Source organism: Streptomyces cavernicola, assembly GCF_029968035.1.
Lineage (GTDB): Bacteria > Actinomycetota > Actinomycetes > Streptomycetales > Streptomycetaceae > Streptomyces > Streptomyces cavernicola.
In genome coordinates, this window is the sequence record NZ_JASCIQ010000008.1 from 211,212 (window position 1) to 233,879 (window position 22,668).

Consider the following 22,668-nt stretch of genomic DNA (forward strand, 5'->3'; position numbering starts at 1 on the left):
CCCGTCAATGAAGCGAGCTCAGCCCACCGGCCTCCGCTCCGGCTTCCACCCCGGCCGTGGCACGGCCGCCCGCAGCGCCCGCGTGTACGCCTCCTGCGGAGCGCTCAACAGGGCCCGGGTCGCGCCCCGTTCGACGACGCGGCCCCCGGACATCACCAGGGCGAAGTCGCTGATCTGGTGGACGACGGCCAGGTCGTGCGAGATGAACACGTAGGCGATGCCGCTGCGTTCGCGGATGTCGGCGAGCAGGTTGAGGATCTGCGCCTGGATGGAGACGTCGAGGGCGGCCACGGCCTCGTCGAGGACGAGGATCTGCGGCTCGACGGCGATCGCGCGGGCGATGGCGACGCGCTGCCGCTGCCCGCCGGAGAGCTGCCGCGGCAGCATCGACGCGTGCCGCTCGCTCAGGCCGACGGCCTCCAGCAACTCCAGGGCCCGCTTGCGGCGTTCGCCGGGTGTGAGTGAGAAGTGCAGGTCGAGGCTGGTCTCGATGACGGCGCCGATCCGCTGCAGCTTGTCGAGCGAGGAGTACGGGTCCTGGAAGACGATCTGCATCTCCCGGGCCCGGCGGCGGCGTTCGGCCGAGGAGACGCGTCCGGGCTTGCGCGGCCGGCCGCAGACGGTGACCGTTCCGCCGGTGGGGGTCTCCAGGCCGACCAGCATCCGCGCGAGCGTGGTCTTGCCCGAGCCCGACTCCCCCACGACGGCCAGGGACGCGCCGCGCTCCAGGGTCAGGGACACGTCGTCGACGGCGACCGCGGGCCCGAACTCCTTGCGCAGGCCCGCCGCTTCGATGACCGTGTCTGGGCCTGCGCTCTTCTTGAGACTGGTCATGCCGTGTCCCCCTGCAAGGTGAGTTCGCCGGCCCGTACGCAGGCGACGCGCGCCCCGGCCAGGTCCTGGACGGCGGGTCTGCGGTCCCGGCAGTGGGCCTCCGCGTGGGCGCAGCGCGGCTCGAAGGCGCAGCCGTCGCCGCTCTCGTACGCCGCGACGGGCCGGCCCGGGATCACCGGGAGGCGGTCGACGACGGTGTCGATGCTCGGGCGGGACAGCATGAGGCCCGAGGTGTACGGGTGGCGGGGTGTGGCCGTGAGGGCGGTGGACTCCTGGGTCTCCACGATCCGTCCGGCGTACATGACGGAGAGCCGGTCGCAGGTGGCGGCGGCGAGGGCCAGGTCGTGGGTGATGAGGAGCATCGCCATGCCGCGTTCGCGGCGCAACTCGTCGAGGATCGCCATGACTTCGGACTGGGTGGTGACGTCGAGGGCGGTGGTGGGCTCGTCGGCGAGGACCAGTTCGGGTTCGGCGGCGAGCACGGCGGCGATCATGACGCGTTGCAGCAGTCCGCCGGAGAGTTCGTGCGGGTACTGGCGCAGGCGGCGGGCCCCGTCCGGGATGCCGACGTCGGCGAGGAGCCGGGTCGCGCGGGCCTGGGCCTCGGTGGGCGTGTGGCCGAGGTGGGCGATCAGCGCCTCGGTGAGGAAGTCGCCGACGCTGCGCACCGGGTTGATGTGGGCGCGCGGGTCCTGGAAGACCATGGCGACGCGGCGGGCCCGCAGGGCGCGCAGTTCACGTCTGCTCATACCGGTCACCGAGTCGCCGTCGAAGACGATGTCGCCGGTGACGCGGGCGCCGGGCGGGGTCAGGCCGAGCAGCGTGCGGGCCGTCATGGACTTGCCCGAGCCGGACTCGCCGACCAGGCCGACGGCCTCGCCGCTGCCGATGGCCAGGTCGACCCCGTCGACGAGCGTGCGCCAGTCGCGCGCGGCGGGCACGGCCACGCCGAGGTTCCGTACGTCGAGGAGAGTCACCGCAGTTCACCTTCCTGTCGGCCGATGCGGTCGCCGAGGACGTTCACCGCGGCGACGACGAGTGCGATCAGGAGGCCGGCGCCGAGCGCTTCGAGGGGCTGGCCGCGGGTGGCGCTGTCGAGGCCGCTCTTGACCATCAACCCCCAGTCGGCGGTGGGCGGTTGGACGCCGAGCCCGAGGAAGGAGATCGCCGCCAGGTCGATGACGGCGAAGCCGAGCGCGGACACGGACTGGGCGATGATCAGCGGCCGCAGGTTGGGCAGCAGATGCCGTACGCAGATCCCCACGGCGGACCGGCCCTGGACCCAGGCCGCGGCGATGTACGGGAGTTGGCGTTCGCGCAGTGCGGCGCTGCGCACGACGCGGGCCACGTACGGGGTGTAGGCGATGGTCAGGCCGAGGACGACGCCGGGGACGCCGGGGCCGAGGACGGCCACGGCGACGAGGGCGAAGACGATGCCGGGGACGGCGAAGAGAACGTCGAGGAGGCGGGAGACGACCGCGTCGACCTTGCCGCCCGCCCAGGCCGCCGTGATGGCGAGGGTGGTGCCGATCGTGGTGGACAGGAAGATGATCAGGAGCGGTCCGCTGAGGGTGGTGCGGGCGCCCCACATCAGCCGGGACAGGACATCCCGGCCGAGGGCGTCCCCGCCGAGGAGGTGCTCGGGCGAGGCCCCGGCGAGGGCGTTGAACAGGTCGGGCCGGTCCGGGTCGTACGGGGCGAGGACCGGGGCGAGGAGGGTGGTCAGGGTGACCGCGGCGAGCAGGGCCGCCGCGACCACGCCGAGCGGGCCGAGCCTGCGCAGGGCGGGGGCCGTGCGCGGCAGCCGGAGCGTGCGGCGGGCCTTCAGGGCATCGGTTGCGGTCATCGGCTGAGCCTCGGGTCGAGGGCTTTGCAACACAGGTCGACGACCAGGTTGACGAGGACGAATGCGGTGACGAGGACGAGGACGACGGCCTGCACGACCGCGAAGTCCCGTTGCAGGATGGCCCGTACGAACAGGGAGCCGAGGCCGTCGAGGGCGAAGACGTTCTCCACCACGACCGATCCGGCGAGCAGCGAGGCCACGGTGAGTCCGGTGACCGTGACCACCGGGATGGAGGCGTTCCGCAGCACGTGCCGGCGGACGACGTGCCGTTCGGCCAGGCCGCGGCTGCGGGCCGTCTCGACGTGTTCGCGGCCCAGCTCCTCGCGTACGGAGGCGCGGGTGATGCGGGCGAGGAAGGCCGCGCTGCCGAGGCTGAGGGTGATCGCCGGGAGGGTGAGGTGGTGGAGCCTGCCGAGGAAGCCCTCTCCCGGTCCGAACACCGGGAACCAGCCGAGGCCGAGGGCGAGGACGATGACGAGGAGCACGCCGATGACGAAGGTCGGCACGGCCAGGGCGGCCGAGGCGAGGGCGCTGATCACCGCGTCCGCCCGGCCGGGCCGCAGCCCGGCCAGGGTGCCCGCCGCGACGCCCACCGCGACGATCACGACGGTGGCGTACGCGACGAGCAGCGCGGTGGTCGTGGAGCGCGCGCCGAGCAGGGCGGAGACGTCCTGCCGGTAGACGAGCGAGGTGCCGAAGTCGCCCTGCAGGGCGTCCCCGAGCCAGGCCAGGTAGCGGACCAGGAACGGGTCGTCGAGCCGGTACTGCTCGCGGATCGCGGCGATCTGCTCGGGGGTACCGCTGCGGTTGCCGAGCAGGAACGCCATCGGGCCGCCGGGCACGAGGTAGAGCAGGCCGTAGACGAGGAAGGAGGCGACGACGAGGACGACGGCCAGGCCGGCGAGGCGGCGCAGCAGGAACGTCATCGGGCGGCCCCAAGCCCGGAGGCCCACGGGTAGTACAGGTACGGGAAGGACGGGACGGCGCCGGTGACGCGGTCGTTCATGTAGAGGATGACCGGCAGGTTGTTGAGGGGCATCCAGGTGACGTCGCGGGTGACCTTGGACTGGATGCCGGTGACGAGCTTCGCGCGGGCGGCGGGGTCGGCCTCGGCGCGGGCTTTCTTGATGTCGGCGTCGACGGCGCGGTAGTCGCTGAAGTTGGTGCGGCCGCCCTTGAGGAAGACGGTGTAGACGTCGAGCGGGTCGGGGACGTTGCCGTACCAGGTGGAGAGGAAGGCGTCGACGCCCTTGCGGGCCTTGGGGTCGCTGTAGAGGTTGCCGTACTGCTCGACCGGGATGACCTTGATCTCGATGGGCAGGCCGAGGGCTTCGCCGGTGGCCTTGAGGAGGTTGGCGGTCTGCTCGTGGACGGCGGAGCTGCCCTGGATGCCGATGACGATCGGCTTGCTCGGCTTGCCCGCCTCGGCGAGGAGCTTCTCGGCCTGGGCCTGGTCGGGGGTCTCCGGCGGGAGTGCCTTGTGGGCCTTCTCGAAGATGTCGCGCTCGTAGCCCCAGAAGTCGCTGCCGGTGAGGGCGCGTTGGGGTGCCGCGGTGTCCTGGAAGACGACCTTGGAGATCGCCGCCCGGTCGAGCGCGAGGGACAGCGCCCGGCGCACCTTCGGGTCGGCGTACGGACCGGACTTGGCGGAGCCGAGCAGGGTCCAGAAGGTGAGGGAGCGGCCGAGGGTGACGGAGCCGGTGGTGGACTTCTTCAGCTGGCCGAGCCCGGCGGGCGGCAGATAGAAGAACTGCCCGTCGACCTCGCCGGAGCGCAGCGCGTTGACGGCGGTGGTCTCGTCGGCGATGAACCGCAGCTTGAGGGACTTGGACTTGGCCTTCAACTCCTTGTCCCAGTAGGAGTCGTTGCGGACGAGGGTCATCGAGTCGCCGGACTTCCAGTCCTTGAACTCGAACGGCCCGGTGCACATCACGCCGTCGGACGGGGTGCCGATGCCCTTGCCGGCCTTGTCGAGGAACTTCTCCTGGACGACGGCGCCCGCGGCGGTGGCCATGGCCTGGTTGAAGAGCACGTCCGGCTGCTTGAGTTTGACGGTGACCTGGTGATCGCCGGTGGCCTCGATGGACTTCACGGTGTGGAAGTAGTCGCCCCACCAGGTGCCGAGGGCGGGGTCGAGGTGGCGGCGCAGGCTGGCCTCGACGTCCTTCGCGGTGAGCGGGTCGCCGTTCCAGAACTTCACGTCCTTGCGGAGCGTGTAGACCCAGGTGGTGGGGTTCGGGTTCTCGGCCTTCTCGGCGAGCCCCGGCTTGATCTTGAAGTCGGGGGTGAGCCTGAGCAGGCTCTCGCACATGTTGGAAAGTGCCGTGTTCTCCGCGTAGTTGAAGGAGCGGATCGGGTCGAGCGTCTGCGGCTCGTACGGCAGGTTCCAGGTCACCTTGTCCAGGCCCTTGGCGGCCGCCGGGGTGCTGGTCTTCAGGTCGAGCTCGGCCGGGGCCTTGCCCTTCTCCTCCGTCTGCTGAGCGCCGGACGAGCAGGCGGCGAGGGCGAGGACGAGGCCGATCGCGGGGACGGTGCGGCGAACACGGATCATCTGGAGGCCCTTTCGGAGAGCTGTCCGAGGTCGACGAGCCGGCCGTCGCGGGCGACCACACGGCCGGCGCGCACGACGAGGCTCGGGAGGGGGCGGTCCACGACGGCCTGCACCGCGGACTCGGCGGGCAGCAGGACGAAGTCGGCGGGGTCGCCGATGTCCAAGCCGGACCGTTCGAGGCCGAGCAGCGCGGCCCCGCCGTGCGCCACCAGGTCGTAGCAGGCGGCCAGTTCGGCGTCCGTGCGGGCGTCGGTGCGGTACGCCAGGAGGTGGGCGCGGTTGATCATGTCGCCGTCGCCGAACGGGGTCCACGGGTCGCGGATGCCGTCGGAGCCCGCTGCGACGCGGGCGCCGCGCGCGGTGAGCGGGCCGAAGGGGACGACGGGGTCGGCGCCCAGGGCGCAGGTCACCGCCGCGACGCCGGCCTCGGCCAACTGCTCGCCGGCCTTGGCGAGTTCGACGCCTTCGAGTTCGCCGAGGCAGAAGGCGTGGCTGACGGTGACCCGGCCGGCCATGCCGAGCGCCGTGGTGCGGCGGGCGATCTCGGCGATCTGCGCGAGGCCGGAGGGGCCCCGGTCGTGCAGGTGCAGGTCGATGGGGACGCCGTGCCGCTCGGCGAGGCCGAACAGGACGTCGAGGTGGCCGTGCAGGTCGCCGTCGACGCCGACCGGGTCGAGGCCGCCGACGATGTCCGCGCCCTCGTCCAGGGCCTGTTCGATGAGCTCGGCGGTGCCGGGCGCGGTGAGCAGGCCGAGCTGCGGGAAGGCGACGATCTGCACGTCGAGCAGGTCGGCGCGCTTGTCGGCGGCGGCGCGTACGCCGTGCACGTTGGCCAGGCCGTAGACCGGCGCGACGTCGACGTGGGCGCGCATCGCCCGGGTGCCGCGGGTGACGGCGCGGTCCATGAGGGCGCCGGAGCGCTCCTCGACCGAGGCCGTCATGGTGGACCGGGCGGCCACCTCGCCGTCGATCAGGTCTCGTAGGGTGGCCGCGGGTTCGCGGCTGAGCCAGGGCTGTCCCCATGTGGTCTTGTCGGGGTGGATGTGGGCGTCGACCGGTGCGGGCAGCGCCAGATCGCCGCCGCCTTCGACGGTCACGCAGCCCTCGGGGAGGGCGGAAGGATCGACTGCGGCGATCCGTCCTTCGGACACCAGGAGGTCGTGAACTCCCGTGCCGGGCAGGCGGATTGCGGTGAACAAGACATGCGTCATGGGCGGAATGACTCCTTCATCGGCCCTCGTAGGAGAAGAACCGACGCTAGAGTTATCAGGTCCTCTGATGACCAGAGAAGGGGTTGGACACATGAAAAACAGAGGTGTGGTGTCATGAAAAACGTGGAGCGCGCCCCGTCCCTCGTCGACGGAGTGATCGCGGAGCTGCGGCAGGAGATCGCCCAGGGCGTCTGGCAGCTCGGCGACAAGATCCCCTCGGAGACCAGGCTCGCCGAGATGCTGCAGGTCAGCCGCCTGTCGGTGCGGGAGGCCGTCCGAGTCCTGGTGCACGCGGGCCTGTTGACGACCCGCCAGGGCCACGGCACGTTCGTGACCGCCACCGACGAGGCCCAGGTCGCGCTCCGCCGCCGCCTCGACGAGGCCGGGGCCACGGATGTCATGGACGTACGCCGCGGGCTCGACCTGGTCGCGGCCCGGCTCGCGGCGACGCGGCGCACCGACGAGGACCTGGAGCGGCTGCGCGAGGCCCTGGACCGCCGGGCCGCCGCGAGCGGCAAGGCCGACGTGGAGGCCTTCGCCGACGCCGACGTGGACTTCCATCTGCGGATCGCGGAGGCCGCCCACAACTCCGTGCTGCAGGACCTCTACCAGGGCATGAGCGACGCGCTGCGCGACAGCATCAAGGTCGACCAGTGCATGGAGCACACCATCGCCCGCAACGACACCTCGCACGAGGAGCTCTACGAGGCGGTCCGGCACGGCGACCCGACCACGGCCACGGCGGTCGTCCTCACCATCCTCGACCAGCAGGAACGGGACGACCGGGACTGAATCCCGGCCGCCCCCGCATTCCTGAAGGGCCCTAGCCCTCTTCCCCGAACGTGCGCAGCAGGTCCGCCGCGACGCTCACCGCGATCGTCGCGGGGTCCTTGCCCGCGATGTCGGGCAGGCCGATCGGCGTCTTGATGCGGTCGATCACCGCGTCCTCGTGGCCGCCCTCGGTCGAGAGGCGCTTGCGGAAGCGCGCCCACTTCGCGGCCGAGCCGATCAGGCCGACCGAACCGAGGTGGTCCGTACGCAGCGCCGCGTCGCACAGCGCGGCGTCCTCGGCGTGGTCATGGGTCATGATCAACACATGGGCGCCGTGCGGCAGTTGCTCCAGGACTTCCTCGGGCAGCAGCGGCGTGTGGTGGACGTACACCTGCGCCACCGCGTCCGCGAGCACCCCGAGCCGCTCGTCGGCCAGCATCGCGGCACGGCTGTCGATCAGGTGCAGGTCGAGATCCTGGCGTACGAGGATGCGCGCCAGCTCCAGACCGACGTGCCCGACGCCGAAGACCGCCACCGCCCGTACGACGTGCAGGGGTTCGAGGAGGACCTGGACGGTGCCGCCGCAGCACTGGACGCCGTGCTGGTTGGTCACCTTGTCGTTCAGGGCGAAGTCGATCAGCTCGGGCTCCGCCTTGCCCGCGTCGATCAGCTCGCGGGCCCGGTCGATGGCGACGGCCTCGACGTTGCCGCCGCCGATGGAGCCCCAGGTCCCGGTCCGGCCCACGACGAGCTTCGCGCCGGCCTCGCGCGGTGCGTGGCCGCGCACGGTCGCGACGGTCACGAGGACGCCGGGCTCCCGGCGTGCCCGCAGCCGCGCGACCGCGGCGACCCAGCTCATGTCAGGCACCGCTCAACGCTGCCGTGCTCGTGGGGAGTTCGCCTGCCCCTGGCTCCGCACCGGCCGCGCGGGCGGACTCGATCGCCCAGTACACCGCCTCCGGCGTCGCGGGCGAGGCCAGCTCGACGGCCACCCCGCTCGGCCCGAACGCGGCGGCGGCCTGACGCAGCGCCTCCCGTACCGAGAACGCCAGCATCAGCGGCGGCTCGCCCACCGCCTTGGAGCCGTAGACCGCGCCCTCCTCGCCCGCGTTCTGCAGCAGCGTGACGTGGAACTCCTCGGGCATCTCGGAGAAGCTCGGCAGCTTGTACGTGCTGGCCGCCTGCGTGAGGAGGCGACCCCGCTGCGGTCCGTCGCTCGCGTCCCAGCGCATGTCCTCCAGGGTCAGCCAGCCCGCGCCCTGCACGAAGCCGCCCTCGACCTGGCCGATGTCGATCATCGGGGAGAGGCTGTCGCCGACGTCGTGCACGATGTCCACCCGGCGCAGGCGGTACGCGCCGGTGAAGCCGTCCACCTCCACCTCGGCCACGGCCGCGCCATGGGCGAAGTACTTGAACGGGGTGCCGGTGAACGTGTTGGCGTCCCAGTGCAGCCCCTCGGTCCGGTAGAACCCGGCCGCCGACAGCTGCACCCGCTGGAAGTACGCCGTCCGCACCAGGTCGTCCCAGGCCAACTCCTTGTCGTTGCCGAGCGCACGGGCGACGCCCTCGACGATCCGTACGTCCGAGGCGTTGGCCCCCAGCTGCGAGGCGGCCACCTGCGAGAGCCGTTCGCGCAGCTGCTCACAGGCGTTCTTCACCGCCGCACCGTTCAGGTCCGCGCCCGAACTCGCCGCTGTGGCCGAGGTGTTGGGGACCTTGTCGGTACGGGTCGGGGCGAGGCGGACCTTGTGCAGCGGGATGCCGAGGGTGGTCGCGGCGACCTGCAGCATCTTGGTGTGCAGGCCCTGGCCCATCTCGGTGCCGCCGTGGTTGATGAGGACCGAGCCGTCCTTGTAGATCAGGACGAGGGCACCGCCCTGGTTGAAGGCGGTGAGGTTGAACGAGATGCCGAACTTGAGGCCGGTGACGGCGAGGGCCCGCTTGGTGTGCGGGTGCGCGGCGTTGAACGCGGCGATCTCCCTGCGCCGGTCGGCGACGCCCGCGTTCCGCTGCACCTCTTCCCAGACGGCGGCGATCCGCTCGGGGTGCGTCACGAGCTGCCCGTACGGCGTCGACTGGTCCTTGCCGTAGAAGTTGCGCTCCCGCAGCTCCGTCGGGTCGAGGCCGAGGAGCGGGGCGCAGCGGCCCATGATGTCCTCGATCACGAGCATGCCCTGGGGCCCGCCGAAGCCGCGGAAGGCCGTGTTGGAGACCTTGTTGGTCTTGGCGATGCGGCCGGTGATGCGGGCGTTGGGCAGCCAGTAGGTGTTGTCGATGTGGCAGAGGGCGCGGGCCGTGACCGGCTCGGAGAGGTCCAGGCTCCAGCCGCCGTCGGCGGTGAGGGTGGCGTCGAGGGCCTGGATGCGGCCCTCGGCGTCGAAGCCGATCTTCCAACTGGCGTGGAAACCATGGCGCTTGCCGGACATCGTGAGGTCCTGGGTGCGGTTGAGCCGCAGCCGCACGGGCCGTCCGGTGAGCTTCGCGCCGAGCGCGGCGACGGCGGCGAAGCCGTGCGGCTGCATCTCCTTGCCGCCGAAGCCGCCGCCCATCCGCAGGCACTGCACGGTCACCTCGTGGCTGTGCAGGCCGAGGACGTGCGCCACGATCTCCTGGGTCTCGGACGGGTGCTGGGTGCTGCTCTGCACGAACACCTGCCCCGACTCGTCGAGTTGGGCGAGCGCGGCGTGCGTCTCCAGGTAGAAGTGCTCCTGGTCGGAGAAGTGGAACTCGCCGCTGAACACATGCGCCGAGTCGGCGAACCCGGCGTCCACGTCGCCGGTCAGCATCACGGGCCGTGCGCCGTGGAAGCTGTCGGCGGCCATCGCGTCCTGCAGCGTGATCACGGAGGGCAGTTCGTCGAGCTCCACCTCGACGGCCTGCGCCCCGAGCCGGGCCGCCTCCAGGGTCTCGCCGAGCACCCAGGCGACGGCGTGGCCGTGGAACATGACCTCGTCGGGGAAGAGCGGCTCGTCGTGCTTCATCCCGGCGTCGTTCACGCCGGGCACGTCCGCACCGGTCAACACCCGTACGACACCGGGCACTTGAAGCGCGGGCGCGGTGCGCAGGGCGGTGATCCGGCCGTGCGCCTTCATGACCTGGACCGGGTGGGCGTGCAGCACGTCCTTGGTGCGCTGGACCAGGTCGTCGGTGTAGAGCGCGGCCCCGGTGACGTGCAGGTGGGCGCTCTCGTGCGGCAGGGAGAGCCCGACCACGGGGTTCTCGGGGCGCTCGGACAACTGGCTCATGACGACACCGCCTCGGTGGTTTGCGCGTGGGGCTCGGGGGTCTCCGCGTACAGCTTCAGCAGGCTCTGGCCGAGCATCGCGGAGCGGTAGAGGGAGCTGGCGCGATGGTCGTCCATCGGCGTGCCCTCGCCGCGCAGCACCCAGGCCGCGGCCTCGACGGTCCCGCTCGTCCACGGCCGGCCCTCCAGGGCCGCCTCCGTGGCGCGGGCGCGGATCGGCGTCGCGGCCACGCCGCCGAGGCCGATGCGCGCCTTGCGTACGACGCCGTCCCGGACGTCGAGGGCGAAGGCGACGGCCACGCTGGAGATGTCGTCGAAGAGCCGCTTGGCGATCTTGTGGAAGGCCGTGACCGGCGAGAGCGGCAGCGGCACGCGCACCGAGCGGATCAACTCGCCCTCGCGGCGCACGCTCTGCCGGTACCCGGTGAAGTAGTCGGCGAGCGGCACCTCCCGCTCCCCGTCGACCCCGGCGAGCACCACCGAGGCGTCCAGCGCGAGCAGCACGGGCGGGCTGTCCCCGATGGGCGAGCCGGTGCCCAGGTTGCCGCCCAGGGTCGCGCCGTTGCGGATCAGCCGGGACGCGAACTGCGGGAACAGCTCGGCCAGCAGCGGCACCTGCCCGTCCAGGCGGCGCTCGACCTCGGTGAGCGTGAGGGCGGCCCCGATCTCCACGTGGTCCGACTCGACGCGCAGCTCCCGGAGTTCGGGGAGGCGGTCGACGGCGACGACGCAACTCGCCCTGCGGGAGCGGATGTTGACCTCGACGCCCCAGTCGGTGGACCCGGCGACCACCACCGCGTCCGGCCGCTCGTGCAGCAGCCGCAGGGTCTCGGCGAGGGTGTCCTTGCGTACGAACGCGCTGTCGTCCTGGGCGTACTCGGTGGCGACGGGAGCGGGCGGGGCCTGCTCGCGGCGCTGGGCCAGGGGGTCCTCGGCGGTGGGCGCGCCGACGGCGAACGCGGCGTCGCGGATCGGGCGGTAGCCGGTGCAGCGGCACAGGTTGCCGCTCAGGGCGTGCAGGTCGAAGCCGTTCGGGCCGTGCTCCGGGTCGGTGCCGTTCGGGCCGTGCTCGGGGTCTTCATGCCCGCCCGGTTCCGCCCCGTCGTGCGTCGGACACCGGTCGGGCCGGTAGTACTCGGCGGCCATGCTGCACACGAACCCCGGTGTGCAGTAACCGCATTGGGAGCCGCCGCGTACGGCCATCTCCTCCTGCACGGGGTGCAGCGCGGGCGGCGTCCCGGCTTCGCCGGGGGTGGCGAGGCCCTCGGAGGTGATGACCTCCTGGCCGTCGAGGGACGCGGCCGGGACCAGGCAGGCGTTGACCGCGACCCAGTCGGTGGGCTTGTCGACGCCGGGCCGGGCGACGAGGACCGAACAGGCCCCGCACTCCCCCTCGGCGCACCCTTCCTTGGTGCCGGTGAGGCCCCGCTCGCGCAGGAAGTCCAGGACGGTGGTGTGGGGCGCGGCCGGTGCGAGCGGCGCCTCCTGGCCGTTGACGGTGATCCGTGCCCCCGTCACGAGAGGGCCTCGTCACGGAGCGTGATCGGTCGATGCATCATGTTCGCCAAGGTCGGGCAGCTTTCTGTGGTCGGCGCACCGCGCGCGAGGGCAGCGGGCGCAGCACGGCACACGTCGGCGGGACGCCGGAAGGTGCCGGACGGAAACCGGAAGGAAAGGGTGGGAGGAAACCCGGAAAGCGCCGCGGACGGGCGGCGGACGGGCCGATCAGGTCGGCGCGGTCAGCAGCCGTGCGCGATCCGACCCGGAACCCAGACCGTGCGCTGGGCGAGGCGACCGAGATCAGAGCAGGTGTTCATCCGCTGGTCGCCCCCTTCTTCGTAGTCCTGGATCGACGGCTACGGCAAGCTAATCGGCCGACCTCGCAGCGGTCAAGGGGTCACTTCCCGGCGCAGGGGACGGGTCCGCTTGACCTTGACACCGTGTCAAGCCCTTCACTCCTGGTCCAGGAGGTGGTCCCGATGACCATGGAGACCCTGGGCCAGGATTCGGCGGCTGTACTGGAAAGCCTGGCGGACGGCCGTTCGTCGGTGCGGCTGCGGGCCGCGATGGAGGTCGGCTCGGCGCCCGACCCGAGGTTCGTCGAGCCGCTCGTCGAACGCTGCGCGGTCGAGCCGGAGTTCTTCGTACGCGACATGCTGACCTGGGCGCTCACCCGGCACCCGGTGTCCGTGACGCTCCCTGCGCTGCTCCGCGAGGTCCGCTCGGAGCGTGCGCAGGCCCGGAGCCAGGCGCTGCACACCCTGTCCAAGGTCGGGGACCGGTCGGCGTGGCCGGCGATCACCCCGGCGCTCCTGGCCGACCCCGACGAGGAGGTGGCGCGGAGCGCCTGGCGGGCCGCGGTGCTGCTCGTACCGGAGGGCGCGGAGTCCGGCCTCGCGGCGGAGCTCGCGGCGCAGCTCGGGCGCGGCGACCGGGAGACGCGGCTGAGCCTCAGCAGGGCGCTGCTCGCGCTCGGCGAGCTGATCGTGCCGGCGCTGCGCACGGCGGCGGCGACCGCCGACCCGCGGGTGCGCACGCACGCACTCGCCACGGAGCGGCTCCTGCACGACCCGGAAGCGGGCTTCGAGTTCGCGATCGAGGAGGCGAAGCGCGTCGTGGCTCTTGGCGGGTCGGGCGAAAATCCAGACCCTCCGGCGTTTGAGATGGGGGTCCCCCCTGCTCGAGCGCAGCCGAGAGCTTGGGGGAGGGGGTCCGGGGGCGGAGCCCCCGAAGCTGCTGCAAGCTTTCGGGAAGGGGCGGGGAGGGGATCTTCCCCGGGCCGGAGGCTGGGGCGCGGGCCCGCGGTGATCGGGGACACCCCGTAGGTTCAAGGCGGGGTCGGCGGCGCAGGAAGGGCGGCAGGGCGTGTTGATCGGTGAGGTGGCGCGGCGGTCCGGGGTGAGCGCCCGCATGCTCAGGCACTACGAGTCGCTCGGCCTGGTGCGGCCCACGGGGCGTACGAGCTCCGGCTACCGGGAGTACGCGGCCGCCGACATCCGGCGGATCTTCCACGTGGAGAGCCTGCGCTCGCTCGGGATGTCGCTGCGCGAGATCGGGCGGGCCCTCGACGATCCCGGCTTCGCGCCCTCGGCACTCGTCGAGGACCTGATCCGGCAGACGCGCGAACGCATCGCCGCCGAGCGCGAGTTGCTCACCCGGCTGCGCCGGATCGACGCCGCGGAGCCCGCCGCCTGGGACGACGTGCTGCAGGTGGTGGCGCTCCTTCAGGCGCTCGGCTCGCAGAGCACCGCGGCCCGGCAGCGTGCGGCGCTCTCCTCCGGCGACGAGGTGCCCGCGCCGGTGGAGGCCCTGGTCGAGGCGGCCCTGGGCGAGGCCGACCCGAACGTGGCCGGGGCACTGCGCTGGGCCCTCGCGCGGGCGGGCGACAGCAGCAGTGAGAGCGGCGGCAGCAACAGCGGTGCGAGCGCGGCCGCGCTGCTCGCCGAGGGCCTCGCCTCGCCCCGCCCCGAGGTACGGGAGCGTGCCGTCCGGTCGCTCGCCGAGCTGCCCGGCGACGAGGCGACGGCGCGGCTGCGGGACGCCTTCGGCGACGCGGACGACGTGGTCCGCGGGCAGGCGGCGCTGGCGCTCGGCGCACGCGGGGCGGCCGAGGTGGTCCCGACGCTCGTCGACATGGTCGTGGCGGGCCGGAACGACACAGACGCGGCGGATGTGCTGAGCGCGCTCGCACACGACACGGCAACGGCGGAGCGGATCGCGACCGGCCTGGTCGACCGCCTCGCCCACGCCTCCACCGCCGCCCCGGCACGCGGCCGGCTGACCCAGGCCCTGGCCGACATCCCGGGCGCCACGGCGACGCGCGCCCTCACGGAGCTGTCCCAGGACGCGGACCGCGCGGTGGCCCTGACGGCGACGTACCTGTTGCAGCTGCGCGCCACCGCTTGAACCGACACGACCGGACCACCGGCCTGCTCCAGCGCGGAGGTCCCCTAAGGACGCCGATCCTCAAGCGGCCCGATCGACGCCAGGAACTCCCCCCAGGTGTCGGCGAGTCGCTCGCGGACCACGGGGAGGACCGCACCCGAATCGTCCTCTTCCAGTTCGCCGCTCTGGTACCAGACGGAACCGCGATCCGTGCCGGTCACGGCCAGCAGGAACAGACCGCCGCCTCCGTCTGCGCCCACGGGAATGCTGCCGTCGGGAATCACATCCCCCGATGAGTCCAGAAAGCGCCAGAGGCTGGCCCAGCCGGGGACCTCGCCGACTCCGAAGATGACCTCGATGCCGACGTGGTTGTAGCCACCGGGCGCGCCGCCGTCCTGAGTGCCCAAGTAGGCGCGGTAAGCATCAGGGAGCTTGGCGCCGATGCGCTGCTCCAGCTCGGTCAGGCGGCTCGGCGGAGCCGCGGGGAAGGTCTCTTCACAGCTCATGGGGGGTCCGAGTTCGGCTGCCGCGACATTGTCTTGTTCAGCCTACTTCTGCCCCACGCCCCTTCCCATCTGCCGTACCGGCGAGTAGAACCACGGGTAACACCCGTTCCCTCTGGGCCAGTTGACCACCTGGAGACCCACTTGCTGCGCAGAACCCTCGTCGCCCTGCTGACCGCCGCGCTCCTGCCGGTCTCGGCCGCCCACGCCGACGACTCCACGAGCACCACAGGCACAGGCACAGCCTCGGCCTCCGCCATCCCCGCCCTCACCGACGAGCGCGGCCGTACGCTGACGCTGCGCGGCTGGAACGTCGAGGACAAGGCGAACCGGGGCGAGGCCGCGCTCTCCGCGATCGAGGAGAAGCACTTCCGCGACATGCGGGCCAAGGGCTTCAACTTCGCCCGTCTGCTTGTCTTCTGGGACGACCTGGAGCCGCGGCAGGGCGAGTACAGCGAGGACTATCTGCGGAAGATCGAGCGCATCCTCGACTGGGCCGAGCGGTACGACGTACGCGTGCTCATCGACGCGCACCAGGACGTGTTCGGGCCGGCCTTCGGCCACCGCGGCGTTCCCGAGTGGGCCACGAGGACGGACGGCCTGCCTTTCGAGCCGAACCCGGACGACTGGTTCTCCGAGTACTTCCAGCCCGCCGTGCAGCGCGCGTTCACGCACCTCTACGAGGACGAGGATCTGCGGCGCGCGCAGGCCCGCATGTGGCGCGTGCTCGCCGACCGCTTCGCCGACCATCCGGCCGTGTTCGGCTACGACCTGATCAACGAGCCGATGGGCGAGCTCCGCGCGGGGGAGGAGCTGCCGGACGCGGCCCGCCGCATCGAGCGCGAGCACCTGACGCCGATGTACAACCGCCTTGCCGACGCGGTCCGTTCGGTCGACGACGACAACTGGGTCTTCGTCGAGCCGACCCCGATCGTCGGCGAGGGCGTCCCGACGGGCCTCGGCCGCATCGACGACGAGAAGGTGGTGTACGCCCCGCACTTCTACAACACCGCGATGGAGAGCGGCGCGGACTACGACCCGTCGGCGGGCTGGATCGAGGCCTACGAGGCGGCCGTCACGCAGTACCCGAGCCGGTACGAAGTGCCGGTCCTGGTGGGCGAGTGGGGCCCGCTCAACAACAACCTGCCGAACATGAACCGCTTCTACCGCGACGCCATGGCCTCCCTCGGCCGCTACAGCTCCGGCTTCGCGGGCTACGTGTGGTGCTACGGCGGCGGCTACTGCGCGGTCGACGAGAAGGGCGCGTTCCGTACGAACAAGGAGCTCACCGCCGAGCCGTACGCGGAGGCCGTCGCGGGCACGGTCAGGTCCTCCGCGTACGACCCGGCCGGCGGCGTCTACCGGTTGGCGTACGACGCGGCCACCCGCCCCGGCCCGCGCGTCACCGAGGTGTCGCTGCCCGCCGAGGACTGGCGGGTCAAGGCCCGCGGCGGGGCCACAGTGGTCCAACGCGGGGACAGAGCCTGGGTGTTGGCGGCGCCGGGCGCGCACGTGACGGTGACGGCCGAGCGCCCACCGGCCTGACACTCCCCGGACGCTCCACCGAACTGGTCGGCGGGGCCCGCGGGGTTGTGCGCCCGTACGCCGGGGGCTACGTTCGGCCGTTCCGGTCAGCCGACCGGCTTTTCGGGAGGGGCGAGCGATGCACGAGGTCGACGTCGTCGTGGTGGGCGCGGGTCTGGCCGGCCTGAGCGCCGCCCGCCGACTGGTCGCGGCGGGCCGGACCGTGACCGTCCTGGAGGCCCGCGACCGGGTCGCGGGCCGCACGCACGGCGGCTTCCTCGGCAACGGGACGCCCGTCGAGCTGGGCGGCCAGTGGGTCGGCCCCACACAGGACGCGGTGCTCGGGCTCATCGACGAGCTGGGCCTGGAGACCTTCCCCAGCTTCGACGAGGGCCAGTACCTCACCGTCCTCGACGGGAAGGTGATCCCGTACACCGACGAGAGCTACGGCCTTCCGCCCCGCTCGGCGGCCGAAGTCGCCCGCCTCTGGACGGAGTTGGAGACCCGGGCCGCCACGGTCGCCGTCGAGGCGCCCTGGGAGACCGAGGGCGCCGAGGGCCTGGACCGCGGGACGCTCGACAGCTGGCTGGTCGAGCACACCGAGGACGACGTCGCGCGCCGCTTCTTCCGCCGCATCGTCCCCTCCCTGTTCTCCGCCGAGACCCCCGAACTCTCCCTCCTGCACTTCCTGTTCTACGTGAAGTCCGGCACGAGCCTCACCGCCCTGATGACCACCACGGGCGGCGCGCAGGAGTCCCGGGTGGTCGGCGGCACACACCGGATCGCCGAGCGGATGGCCGCGGAACTCGGCGACCGGGTCCGCCTGAACGCCGTGGTCCGCACCGTCCGGCAGGACGAGTCGGGCGTCGTCGTCGAGTACGAGAGCGACAGCGTCACGGCCCGGCGCGCGGTCACGGCCCGGCACGCGGTGGTCGCCGTGCCGCAGACCCTGGCCGGCCGCATCCGCTACGTACCGCCGCTGCCCGCCCTGCGGGACGGGCTCACGCAGCAGATGCCGGCCGGTTCGGTGATCAAGTTCCAGATCGGCTACGACACCCCGTTCTGGCGCGAGGAAGGGCTGAACGGCCTGGTCCTCAGCCTCGACCCGGGCGACGCGTTCGACGTCGTGCTCGACAACTCCCCGCAGGACGCCTCGTGCGGCGTCCTCGTCGGCTTCTTCGAGGGCGCGCACGCGCGCAGAGCCGGACTGCTGAGCGCCGAGGAGCGGCGCCAGCTCGTCCTGTCGTCGCTCGTGAAGTACTTCGGGCCGAAGGCCGCGCACCCCTTCGACGTCGTCGAACTGGACTGGTCCGCCGAGGAGTTCACCCGCGGCTGCTACGGCGGCCGGCTCGCCGCCGGGGCCTGGACGCAGTACGGCGCCGCGCTCTCCGCCCCGGTCGGCCGCATCCACTGGGCGGGCGCCGAGACCGCCGCGATCTGGAACGGCTACATGGACGGCGCGGTCCGCTCGGGCCACCGCGCGGCGACGGAGATCCTCGACAAGCCCGCTTGACCGGCGGGCCCTCCCGCTCAGATCCGTCCCTCTCAGAGCCCGCCCTCTCAGAGTCCGCCCGCTCAGAGTCCGCCCGCCACGCGCACCACCGCTCCGGTCGCGTACGAGGCGTCCTCGGACAGGAGCCAGGCGACGGCGCCGGTCACCTCCTCGGGCCGGCCGGCGCGGCCCATCGGGATGTTCGCGGCGACCTTGGCGGGGCGCTGCGGATCCTCGTGGAAGTCGGTCCAAACGGTGCCCGGCGCAACACAGTTGACGCGGATGCCGTCCTGTGCGACCTCCTTGGCGAGGCCCACGGTCAGCGCGTCGACGGCCGCCTTCGCCGCGGCGTAGTGCACGTACTGGCCGGGCCCGCCGAGCGTCGCGGCGGCCGAGGAGATGTTGACGATCGCGCCGCTCCCCCGCGCCGACATGTCCCGTACGGCGCGGCGCGCGCAGAGGAGGTAGCCGAGCACGTTGACGTCGAGAGCACGGCGCATGCCCTCCGCGTCGGCCTCGGCCAGAGGGCCGTTGGGTCCGCTGACGCCCGCGTTGTTGACCAGGCCGGTGACGGGCCCCAACTGGCTTGCGATGTCGAAGAGTTGGTCGACATCGGCCTCGTCTGCGGTGTCGACGCGCACGGCCAGACAGCGGCGGCCGTGCGCGGTCACGGCCTCGGCGACCTGCTGCGCGGCCGCGGCGTCGGAGCGGTAGCCGACGACGACGTCATGCCCCTCCTCGGCCAGGCGCACGCAGATCGCGGCGCCGATGCCGCGACTGCCGCCGGTGACGACGGTGATGGGCTGCTGCAGCTGCACGACAAGACCTCCAGCTATTTGATCGATCATCGATCAAAGCATCACGAGGAGCCCCGCTTCAAGGCCCCCGTACGCTGAGGCGGTGGAGTCGACGATCGGCATCGAGCACCCGGAGCACCGCGCCCGCGCCGTCGGCGAACGCCTGCAGGTCCTCAGGGACTACCCGACCTCCCCCGGCTGCACCTCGCCGTACGCGCCCGTGTGGATCGACGAGATGGTCCGCCGGAAGAAGGACAGCGTGTAGTCAGGCCCCCGGCCTGTTCGCCCGTCAGCCGCCGCTCAGCACTTCCCGCACCGAGTCCGCCGCTACCGCACCCTGCCGGTGGCCCGCGCGAGCCGCGTCCGCCCTGCGGTGGTCGGCGGTCATGTCCCGGCCCATGGCGCGGCGAGCGGCCGCGTCCGGGACGACGAGTGTGACGGAAGCGCCCGAGGCGGCCAGCTCGCCGGCCTGCCGCCGCGCGCTCGGGTGCGGGGCCGACGGCGGACGGGACGGGCGAGACGGCCAGGACGCGGCGGCACCCGCGGGCCAGAGCGAAGGGCGTGGTCGACCGGCTCGCGCCGTCGATCCAGCGGCGGCCCAGAGCCGTGATCGGCGGCCAGACCACCGGTACCGCGCAGCTCGCGGCGACCGCCCGCGCGAGCGGGACCCCCGAGTCCCGGTCGAAGCGCGCGAGCCCACCGCTCTCGGCGTCCACGACGGCCACCCGCAGCGCCGTCCGCTCGGGCCAGTCCTCCGCCTCGCGCAGGATCGGCCGCAGCACGTCGAGGACCTGCTCTTCGGGGACGGTTCGGGCCGCGAGCGCGGCGCGCCCCAGACGTCGCACGGAACGCTCGGGGTCCCTCGACCCCAGCGCCGCCCACAGGAAGCGGAGCGTCTGCGTGGCGGTGACGCCCAGCTCGATCCGGTCGGCGCCGGCGAGTTGGCGCTCGTACAGGGACTGCGGCGTCTCGCCCGTCGCCAGGCGCGCGCCGAAGATCGCGCCCGCGGATGCGCCGATGACCGCGCCGGCCGCCCCGAGGTCGACGCCCCCGTCCGCGAGGCCCGCGAGCACCCCGGTCAGCCAGGCCCCACCGACCGGCCCTCCGCCGCCCAGCACGAGCGCGGTCCCCGCCGTCCCCGCCCCATCCAGCCCCGCTCCTGCCATCCCCGTCTCCTTCGCCGCCGGCCCCCATAAGTGGGGAGCCCTCCCCGTTTCCCCGTCGACGATAGCAGCCCTCCGAAAAGGCCCGTGGCTCCGCTCCCGGTCTTCCGCCGGTACTGTTTCCGGGGGCCGAATCGCGTTCCGTCGACTCGCTCAAGGCCCCGTTCTGCCGACCAACTCCTGCCGGGCCTTCCTCGGTACGTACGCCTGCGGAAGGCTCTTCATGGCTCAGACCGAACAGACCGTCTCCTCCCCCGCCTCCTCCTCCGTCTCCTCCTCCGGGGGATTTGCCGGGCTCGGGCTGCCCGCCCCCGTGCTCCGCGCCCTCGACGAGCGCGGGGTGCGCGAGCCGTTCCCCATTCAGGCGGCCACCGTGCCGGACGCGCTCGCCGGCCGGGACGCGCTCGGGCGCGGGCGCACCGGCTCGGGCAAGACGCTCGCCTTCGGCCTGCCGCTGCTCGCGCGGACGGCCGGGCGGCGGGCCGAGCCGAAGCAGCCGCTGGCGCTGATCCTCGCGCCCACGCGCGAGCTGGCGCAGCAGGTCACCGAGGCGCTCACCCCGTACGCCGACGCGCTGCGGCTGCGGATCGCCACCGTCGTCGGGGGCCTGTCGATCGGCCGGCAGATCGCCGCGCTGCGGGACGGGGCCGAGGTCGTCGTCGCCACCCCGGGCCGGCTGCACGATCTCGTCGAGCGCAAGGCCGTCCGTCTGAGCCGGGTGCGGATCACCGTGCTCGACGAGGCGGACCAGATGTGCGACCTGGGCTTTCTGCCGCAGGTCACGGAGGCGCTCGACCTGGTGGCGGCCGACGGTCAGCGGATGCTGTTCTCGGCGACCCTGGACCGGGACGTCCAGCAGCTGGTGCAGGGCTATCTGCACGAGCCGGCCGAGCACTCCGTCGACCCGTCGGCGGGTGCGGTCACGTCGATGGAGCACCACGTGCTCGTCGTGCACGGCCCCGACCGGTACGCCGTCACCACGGAGATCGCCGCCCGCGACGGCCGTGTGCTGCTGTTCCTCGACACGAAGCACTCGGTCGACCTGCTCACCAAGCATCTGCGGGCGCACGGGGTGCACGCGGCGGCGCTGCACAGCGGGAAGTCACAGCCGCAGCGCTCCAAGACCCTCGCGCAGTTCAAGAACGGCGAGGTCACCGCGCTCGTGGCGACCAACGTCGCGGCCCGCGGCCTGCACGTCGACGAACTCGACCTGGTCGTCAACGTGGACCCGCCCACCGACGCCAAGGACTATCTGCACCGGGCGGGCCGGACGGCCCGCGCCGGCGAGTCGGGCCGCGTCGTCACGCTCGTACTGTCGGGCGGGCGGCGGGAGTTGGGCCTCGTGACGGCCGAGGCGGGCGTCGAGCCGAAGGTGACCAAGGTCCGCTCGGGCGACGCCGAGCTGAGCCGGATCACCGGTGCGAAGGCCCCGTCCGGCACTCCGCTCGACGGCTCGGCGACGCCCCGGCCCAAGAACACCAACCAGCCGTTCCGCGGCCTCGGCTCCACCAAGAGCGGCAGCGGCACCCAAGGAGGCGGCGGAGGCGGCAGGTCGTCCCGGAAGTCGGCCGAGGCCCGCAAGCTCGCCGAGGCGCGCAAGGCCGCACGGGTGCGCCGCGGCCGCTGAGCGGCGCCACCCCATACGTACGGCGGGAGCTCACCGCGAGCTGATCCGCAGCTGCACCTCCCGCTCCTGGTCGCCCGAGACCGTGCCCTCGTCGTGGAAGCTGAAGGCCTCTTCGAGTGCCGTGTGGACGGCCGCGACGTCCTGCGGCGTGCCCTGCAGCGTGACCTCGACCGGGCCCTGCACGCCGACGGGCGGCCGCGGCTCGGCGGGCGGCGCGGCGGGACGCGTCGTGTCGAGGGTCGCCGACCAGACGGTGGGCGTGTGCGGATGTGTGTCGGCTCGCACCGGGCCGCACTCCTCGTACGGGAAGAGGCTGCTCAGGTAGTCGAGGACGGCGTGGGCCTCATCGGCGCTGCAGTCGCTCAGCGTCACGGTGACGCAGCGGCTGCTCACCGCCGTGGCCGCGTCCGGTGCCTTGCTCTTGGTGCTCTGGTCGTTCATGGGCTGCGTCCTTCGTGGGGCTGCGTCCTTCGCAGAGGTACGGTCTCGCCGGCTTCGCAGGGGCGCGGGCTCGCCGGGTGGGCCGCGGTCTCACGCTGCGGCCCCGCCACCACCCAGCGAACCACCACAGCCGCTCGGGCGCGCCCTGGACGCGGCCCGTCTCACGCCTGGCAGAGGCAGAACGGGTGCCCCGCCGGGTCCGCGTACACCCGGAAGCCGCGCTGCCCGTCCTGGTCGTCCAGGTCGAGCGGGACCGCGCCGAGGGACAGGGCCTGGGTCTCGGCGGCGCCCATGTCCCGGACGTGGAAGTCCAGGTGCAGCTGCTGCGAGTTCTCGTCGGCGCGCGGCCACTGCGGCGGGCGGTGGCCGGGGGCGCGCTGGAAGGCGATGCGGTGACCGCCGGGCGCGTACAGGTCGTACCAGTCGTCGTCGTACTTCTTCACCTCGCCTCCGAGCAGCCCGTGGTAGAAGCCCGAGAGGGCGACCGGGTCGGGGCAGTCCACGGCGACCAGGCAGTACTCGACGGCGCGCATGCTCGTCCTCCTCCTCGGCGTCCGGGGCACCCCTGGGGTACCGGCCGCGGTGACGCGTACGACCGGTGCGGGGCCCTCGCGGACCGGGTGCCCCGCTTCCGGGCGGCGACACGGAGACCAGGGCACGAGGACGGCTCACGGGACGGGACTGGGAGCGGCGCTGCGGGGAACCCGGCTGCGGCGGGCCCCGCGGCCCGGGGGCGCCCCCCCCCCCCCGCCCGCCGCCGGCGGGGGGGGGGGGGGGGC

Annotated in this window: 18 protein-coding genes and 3 pseudogenes; 7 read left to right on the plus strand and 14 right to left on the minus strand. The window is 72.8% G+C overall.

Annotated features, from left to right (window positions below):
• Positions 1-18: 18 nt before the first annotated feature.
• The 6 genes from QIS96_RS10340 to QIS96_RS10365 are packed head-to-tail and all read right to left on the minus strand — an operon-like array spanning position 19 to position 6,442.
• Positions 19-834: an ABC transporter ATP-binding protein gene (locus tag QIS96_RS10340; RefSeq protein ID WP_282542167.1), complete on the minus strand. Its 816-nt coding sequence runs from the start codon at positions 832-834 to the stop codon at positions 19-21.
• Positions 831-1,811 (minus strand): ABC transporter ATP-binding protein, encoded by a 981-nt coding sequence (locus QIS96_RS10345; RefSeq protein WP_282542168.1) that lies wholly within the window; start codon positions 1,809-1,811, stop codon positions 831-833. Before QIS96_RS10345 ends, QIS96_RS10340 begins: the two co-directional genes overlap by 4 nt.
• Entirely contained in the window at positions 1,808-2,680 is an 873-nt protein-coding gene (locus tag QIS96_RS10350; protein WP_282542169.1) for an ABC transporter permease, read from the minus strand. Before QIS96_RS10350 ends, QIS96_RS10345 begins: the two co-directional genes overlap by 4 nt.
• A complete protein-coding gene (locus tag QIS96_RS10355) occupies positions 2,677-3,606 on the minus strand; it encodes an ABC transporter permease (RefSeq protein ID WP_282542170.1) in 930 nt (309 codons plus the stop codon). Before QIS96_RS10355 ends, QIS96_RS10350 begins: the two co-directional genes overlap by 4 nt.
• Complete coding sequence (locus QIS96_RS10360; RefSeq protein ID WP_282542171.1) at positions 3,603-5,231, minus strand: ABC transporter substrate-binding protein; 1,629 nt, start codon at positions 5,229-5,231, stop codon at positions 3,603-3,605. Before QIS96_RS10360 ends, QIS96_RS10355 begins: the two co-directional genes overlap by 4 nt.
• The gene (locus tag QIS96_RS10365; RefSeq protein WP_282542172.1) at positions 5,228-6,442 is read right to left on the minus strand and encodes an amidohydrolase family protein; all 1,215 of its coding nucleotides are present in this window, start codon (positions 6,440-6,442) and stop codon (positions 5,228-5,230) included. The genes QIS96_RS10360 and QIS96_RS10365 overlap by 4 nt, the downstream gene beginning before the upstream one ends.
• A 114-nt stretch (positions 6,443-6,556) precedes the next feature.
• Between QIS96_RS10365 and QIS96_RS10370 the strand changes: the two genes are divergently transcribed.
• On the plus strand, positions 6,557-7,234 hold the full coding sequence (locus tag QIS96_RS10370) for a FadR/GntR family transcriptional regulator (protein WP_282542173.1): 678 nt from the start codon (positions 6,557-6,559) through the stop codon (positions 7,232-7,234).
• Positions 7,235-7,265: 31 nt separating this feature from the next.
• Here QIS96_RS10370 and xdhC read toward each other — a convergent pair whose 3' ends face one another.
• From xdhC to QIS96_RS10385, 3 genes are read right to left on the minus strand one after another with little or no spacing between them, the layout of a single operon-like run.
• A complete protein-coding gene (gene xdhC / locus QIS96_RS10375) occupies positions 7,266-8,072 on the minus strand; it encodes a xanthine dehydrogenase accessory protein XdhC (protein ID WP_282542190.1) in 807 nt (268 codons plus the stop codon).
• A 1-nt stretch (position 8,073) separates the two neighbouring features.
• Positions 8,074-10,458 (minus strand): xanthine dehydrogenase molybdopterin binding subunit, encoded by a 2,385-nt coding sequence (gene xdhB / locus QIS96_RS10380; RefSeq protein WP_282542174.1) that lies wholly within the window; start codon positions 10,456-10,458, stop codon positions 8,074-8,076.
• The gene (locus QIS96_RS10385) at positions 10,455-11,975 is read right to left on the minus strand and encodes a xanthine dehydrogenase small subunit (RefSeq protein ID WP_282542175.1); all 1,521 of its coding nucleotides are present in this window, start codon (positions 11,973-11,975) and stop codon (positions 10,455-10,457) included. The genes xdhB and QIS96_RS10385 overlap by 4 nt, the downstream gene beginning before the upstream one ends.
• Positions 11,976-12,436: 461 nt before the next feature.
• On the opposite strand from QIS96_RS10385, the pseudogene QIS96_RS10390 reads away from it, so the two are divergent.
• Together QIS96_RS10390 and QIS96_RS10395 are read left to right on the plus strand one after the other, a co-directional pair.
• A pseudogene (locus QIS96_RS10390) lies at positions 12,437-13,096 on the plus strand (HEAT repeat domain-containing protein); the annotation flags it as partial.
• Positions 13,097-13,322: 226 nt separating this feature from the next.
• Entirely contained in the window at positions 13,323-14,363 is a 1,041-nt protein-coding gene (locus QIS96_RS10395) for a HEAT repeat domain-containing protein (RefSeq protein WP_282542176.1), read from the plus strand.
• Between the two features lie 44 nt (positions 14,364-14,407).
• Here QIS96_RS10395 and QIS96_RS10400 read toward each other — a convergent pair whose 3' ends face one another.
• Positions 14,408-14,848 (minus strand): SMI1/KNR4 family protein, encoded by a 441-nt coding sequence (locus QIS96_RS10400; RefSeq protein ID WP_282542177.1) that lies wholly within the window; start codon positions 14,846-14,848, stop codon positions 14,408-14,410.
• Positions 14,849-14,989: 141 nt separating this feature from the next.
• Between QIS96_RS10400 and QIS96_RS10405 the strand changes: the two genes are divergently transcribed.
• The gene (locus tag QIS96_RS10405) at positions 14,990-16,390 is read left to right on the plus strand and encodes a cellulase family glycosylhydrolase (RefSeq protein ID WP_408907155.1); all 1,401 of its coding nucleotides are present in this window, start codon (positions 14,990-14,992) and stop codon (positions 16,388-16,390) included.
• Positions 16,391-16,508: 118 nt separating this feature from the next.
• Positions 16,509-17,882, plus strand: coding sequence for a flavin monoamine oxidase family protein (locus QIS96_RS10410; RefSeq protein WP_282542178.1), 1,374 nt, complete (start codon positions 16,509-16,511; stop codon positions 17,880-17,882).
• Positions 17,883-17,944: 62 nt separating this feature from the next.
• Here the strand turns inward: QIS96_RS10410 and QIS96_RS10415 are convergent, their stop codons facing one another.
• Positions 17,945-18,709: an SDR family NAD(P)-dependent oxidoreductase gene (locus tag QIS96_RS10415; RefSeq protein ID WP_282542179.1), complete on the minus strand. Its 765-nt coding sequence runs from the start codon at positions 18,707-18,709 to the stop codon at positions 17,945-17,947.
• A 64-nt stretch (positions 18,710-18,773) separates the two neighbouring features.
• Between QIS96_RS10415 and QIS96_RS10420 the strand changes: the two are divergent.
• Positions 18,774-18,923, plus strand: a pseudogene (locus QIS96_RS10420) (DNA alkylation repair protein); the annotation flags it as partial.
• A 340-nt stretch (positions 18,924-19,263) separates the two neighbouring features.
• On the opposite strand, the pseudogene QIS96_RS37830 reads toward QIS96_RS10420, so the two are convergent.
• Positions 19,264-19,824: pseudogene (locus QIS96_RS37830) on the minus strand (patatin-like phospholipase family protein); the annotation flags it as partial.
• A gap of 220 nt (positions 19,825-20,044) precedes the next feature.
• Between QIS96_RS37830 and QIS96_RS10430 the strand changes: the two are divergent.
• Positions 20,045-21,448 (plus strand): DEAD/DEAH box helicase, encoded by a 1,404-nt coding sequence (locus QIS96_RS10430; protein ID WP_282542180.1) that lies wholly within the window; start codon positions 20,045-20,047, stop codon positions 21,446-21,448.
• Positions 21,449-21,478: 30 nt separating this feature from the next.
• Here QIS96_RS10430 and QIS96_RS10435 read toward each other — a convergent pair whose 3' ends face one another.
• Positions 21,479-21,889, minus strand: coding sequence for a hypothetical protein (locus tag QIS96_RS10435; RefSeq protein ID WP_282542181.1), 411 nt, complete (start codon positions 21,887-21,889; stop codon positions 21,479-21,481).
• Between the two features lie 161 nt (positions 21,890-22,050).
• Positions 22,051-22,422, minus strand: a complete 372-nt coding sequence (locus QIS96_RS10440; RefSeq protein WP_282542182.1) for a VOC family protein — start codon at positions 22,420-22,422, stop codon at positions 22,051-22,053.
• Positions 22,423-22,668: the final 246 nt, after the last annotated feature.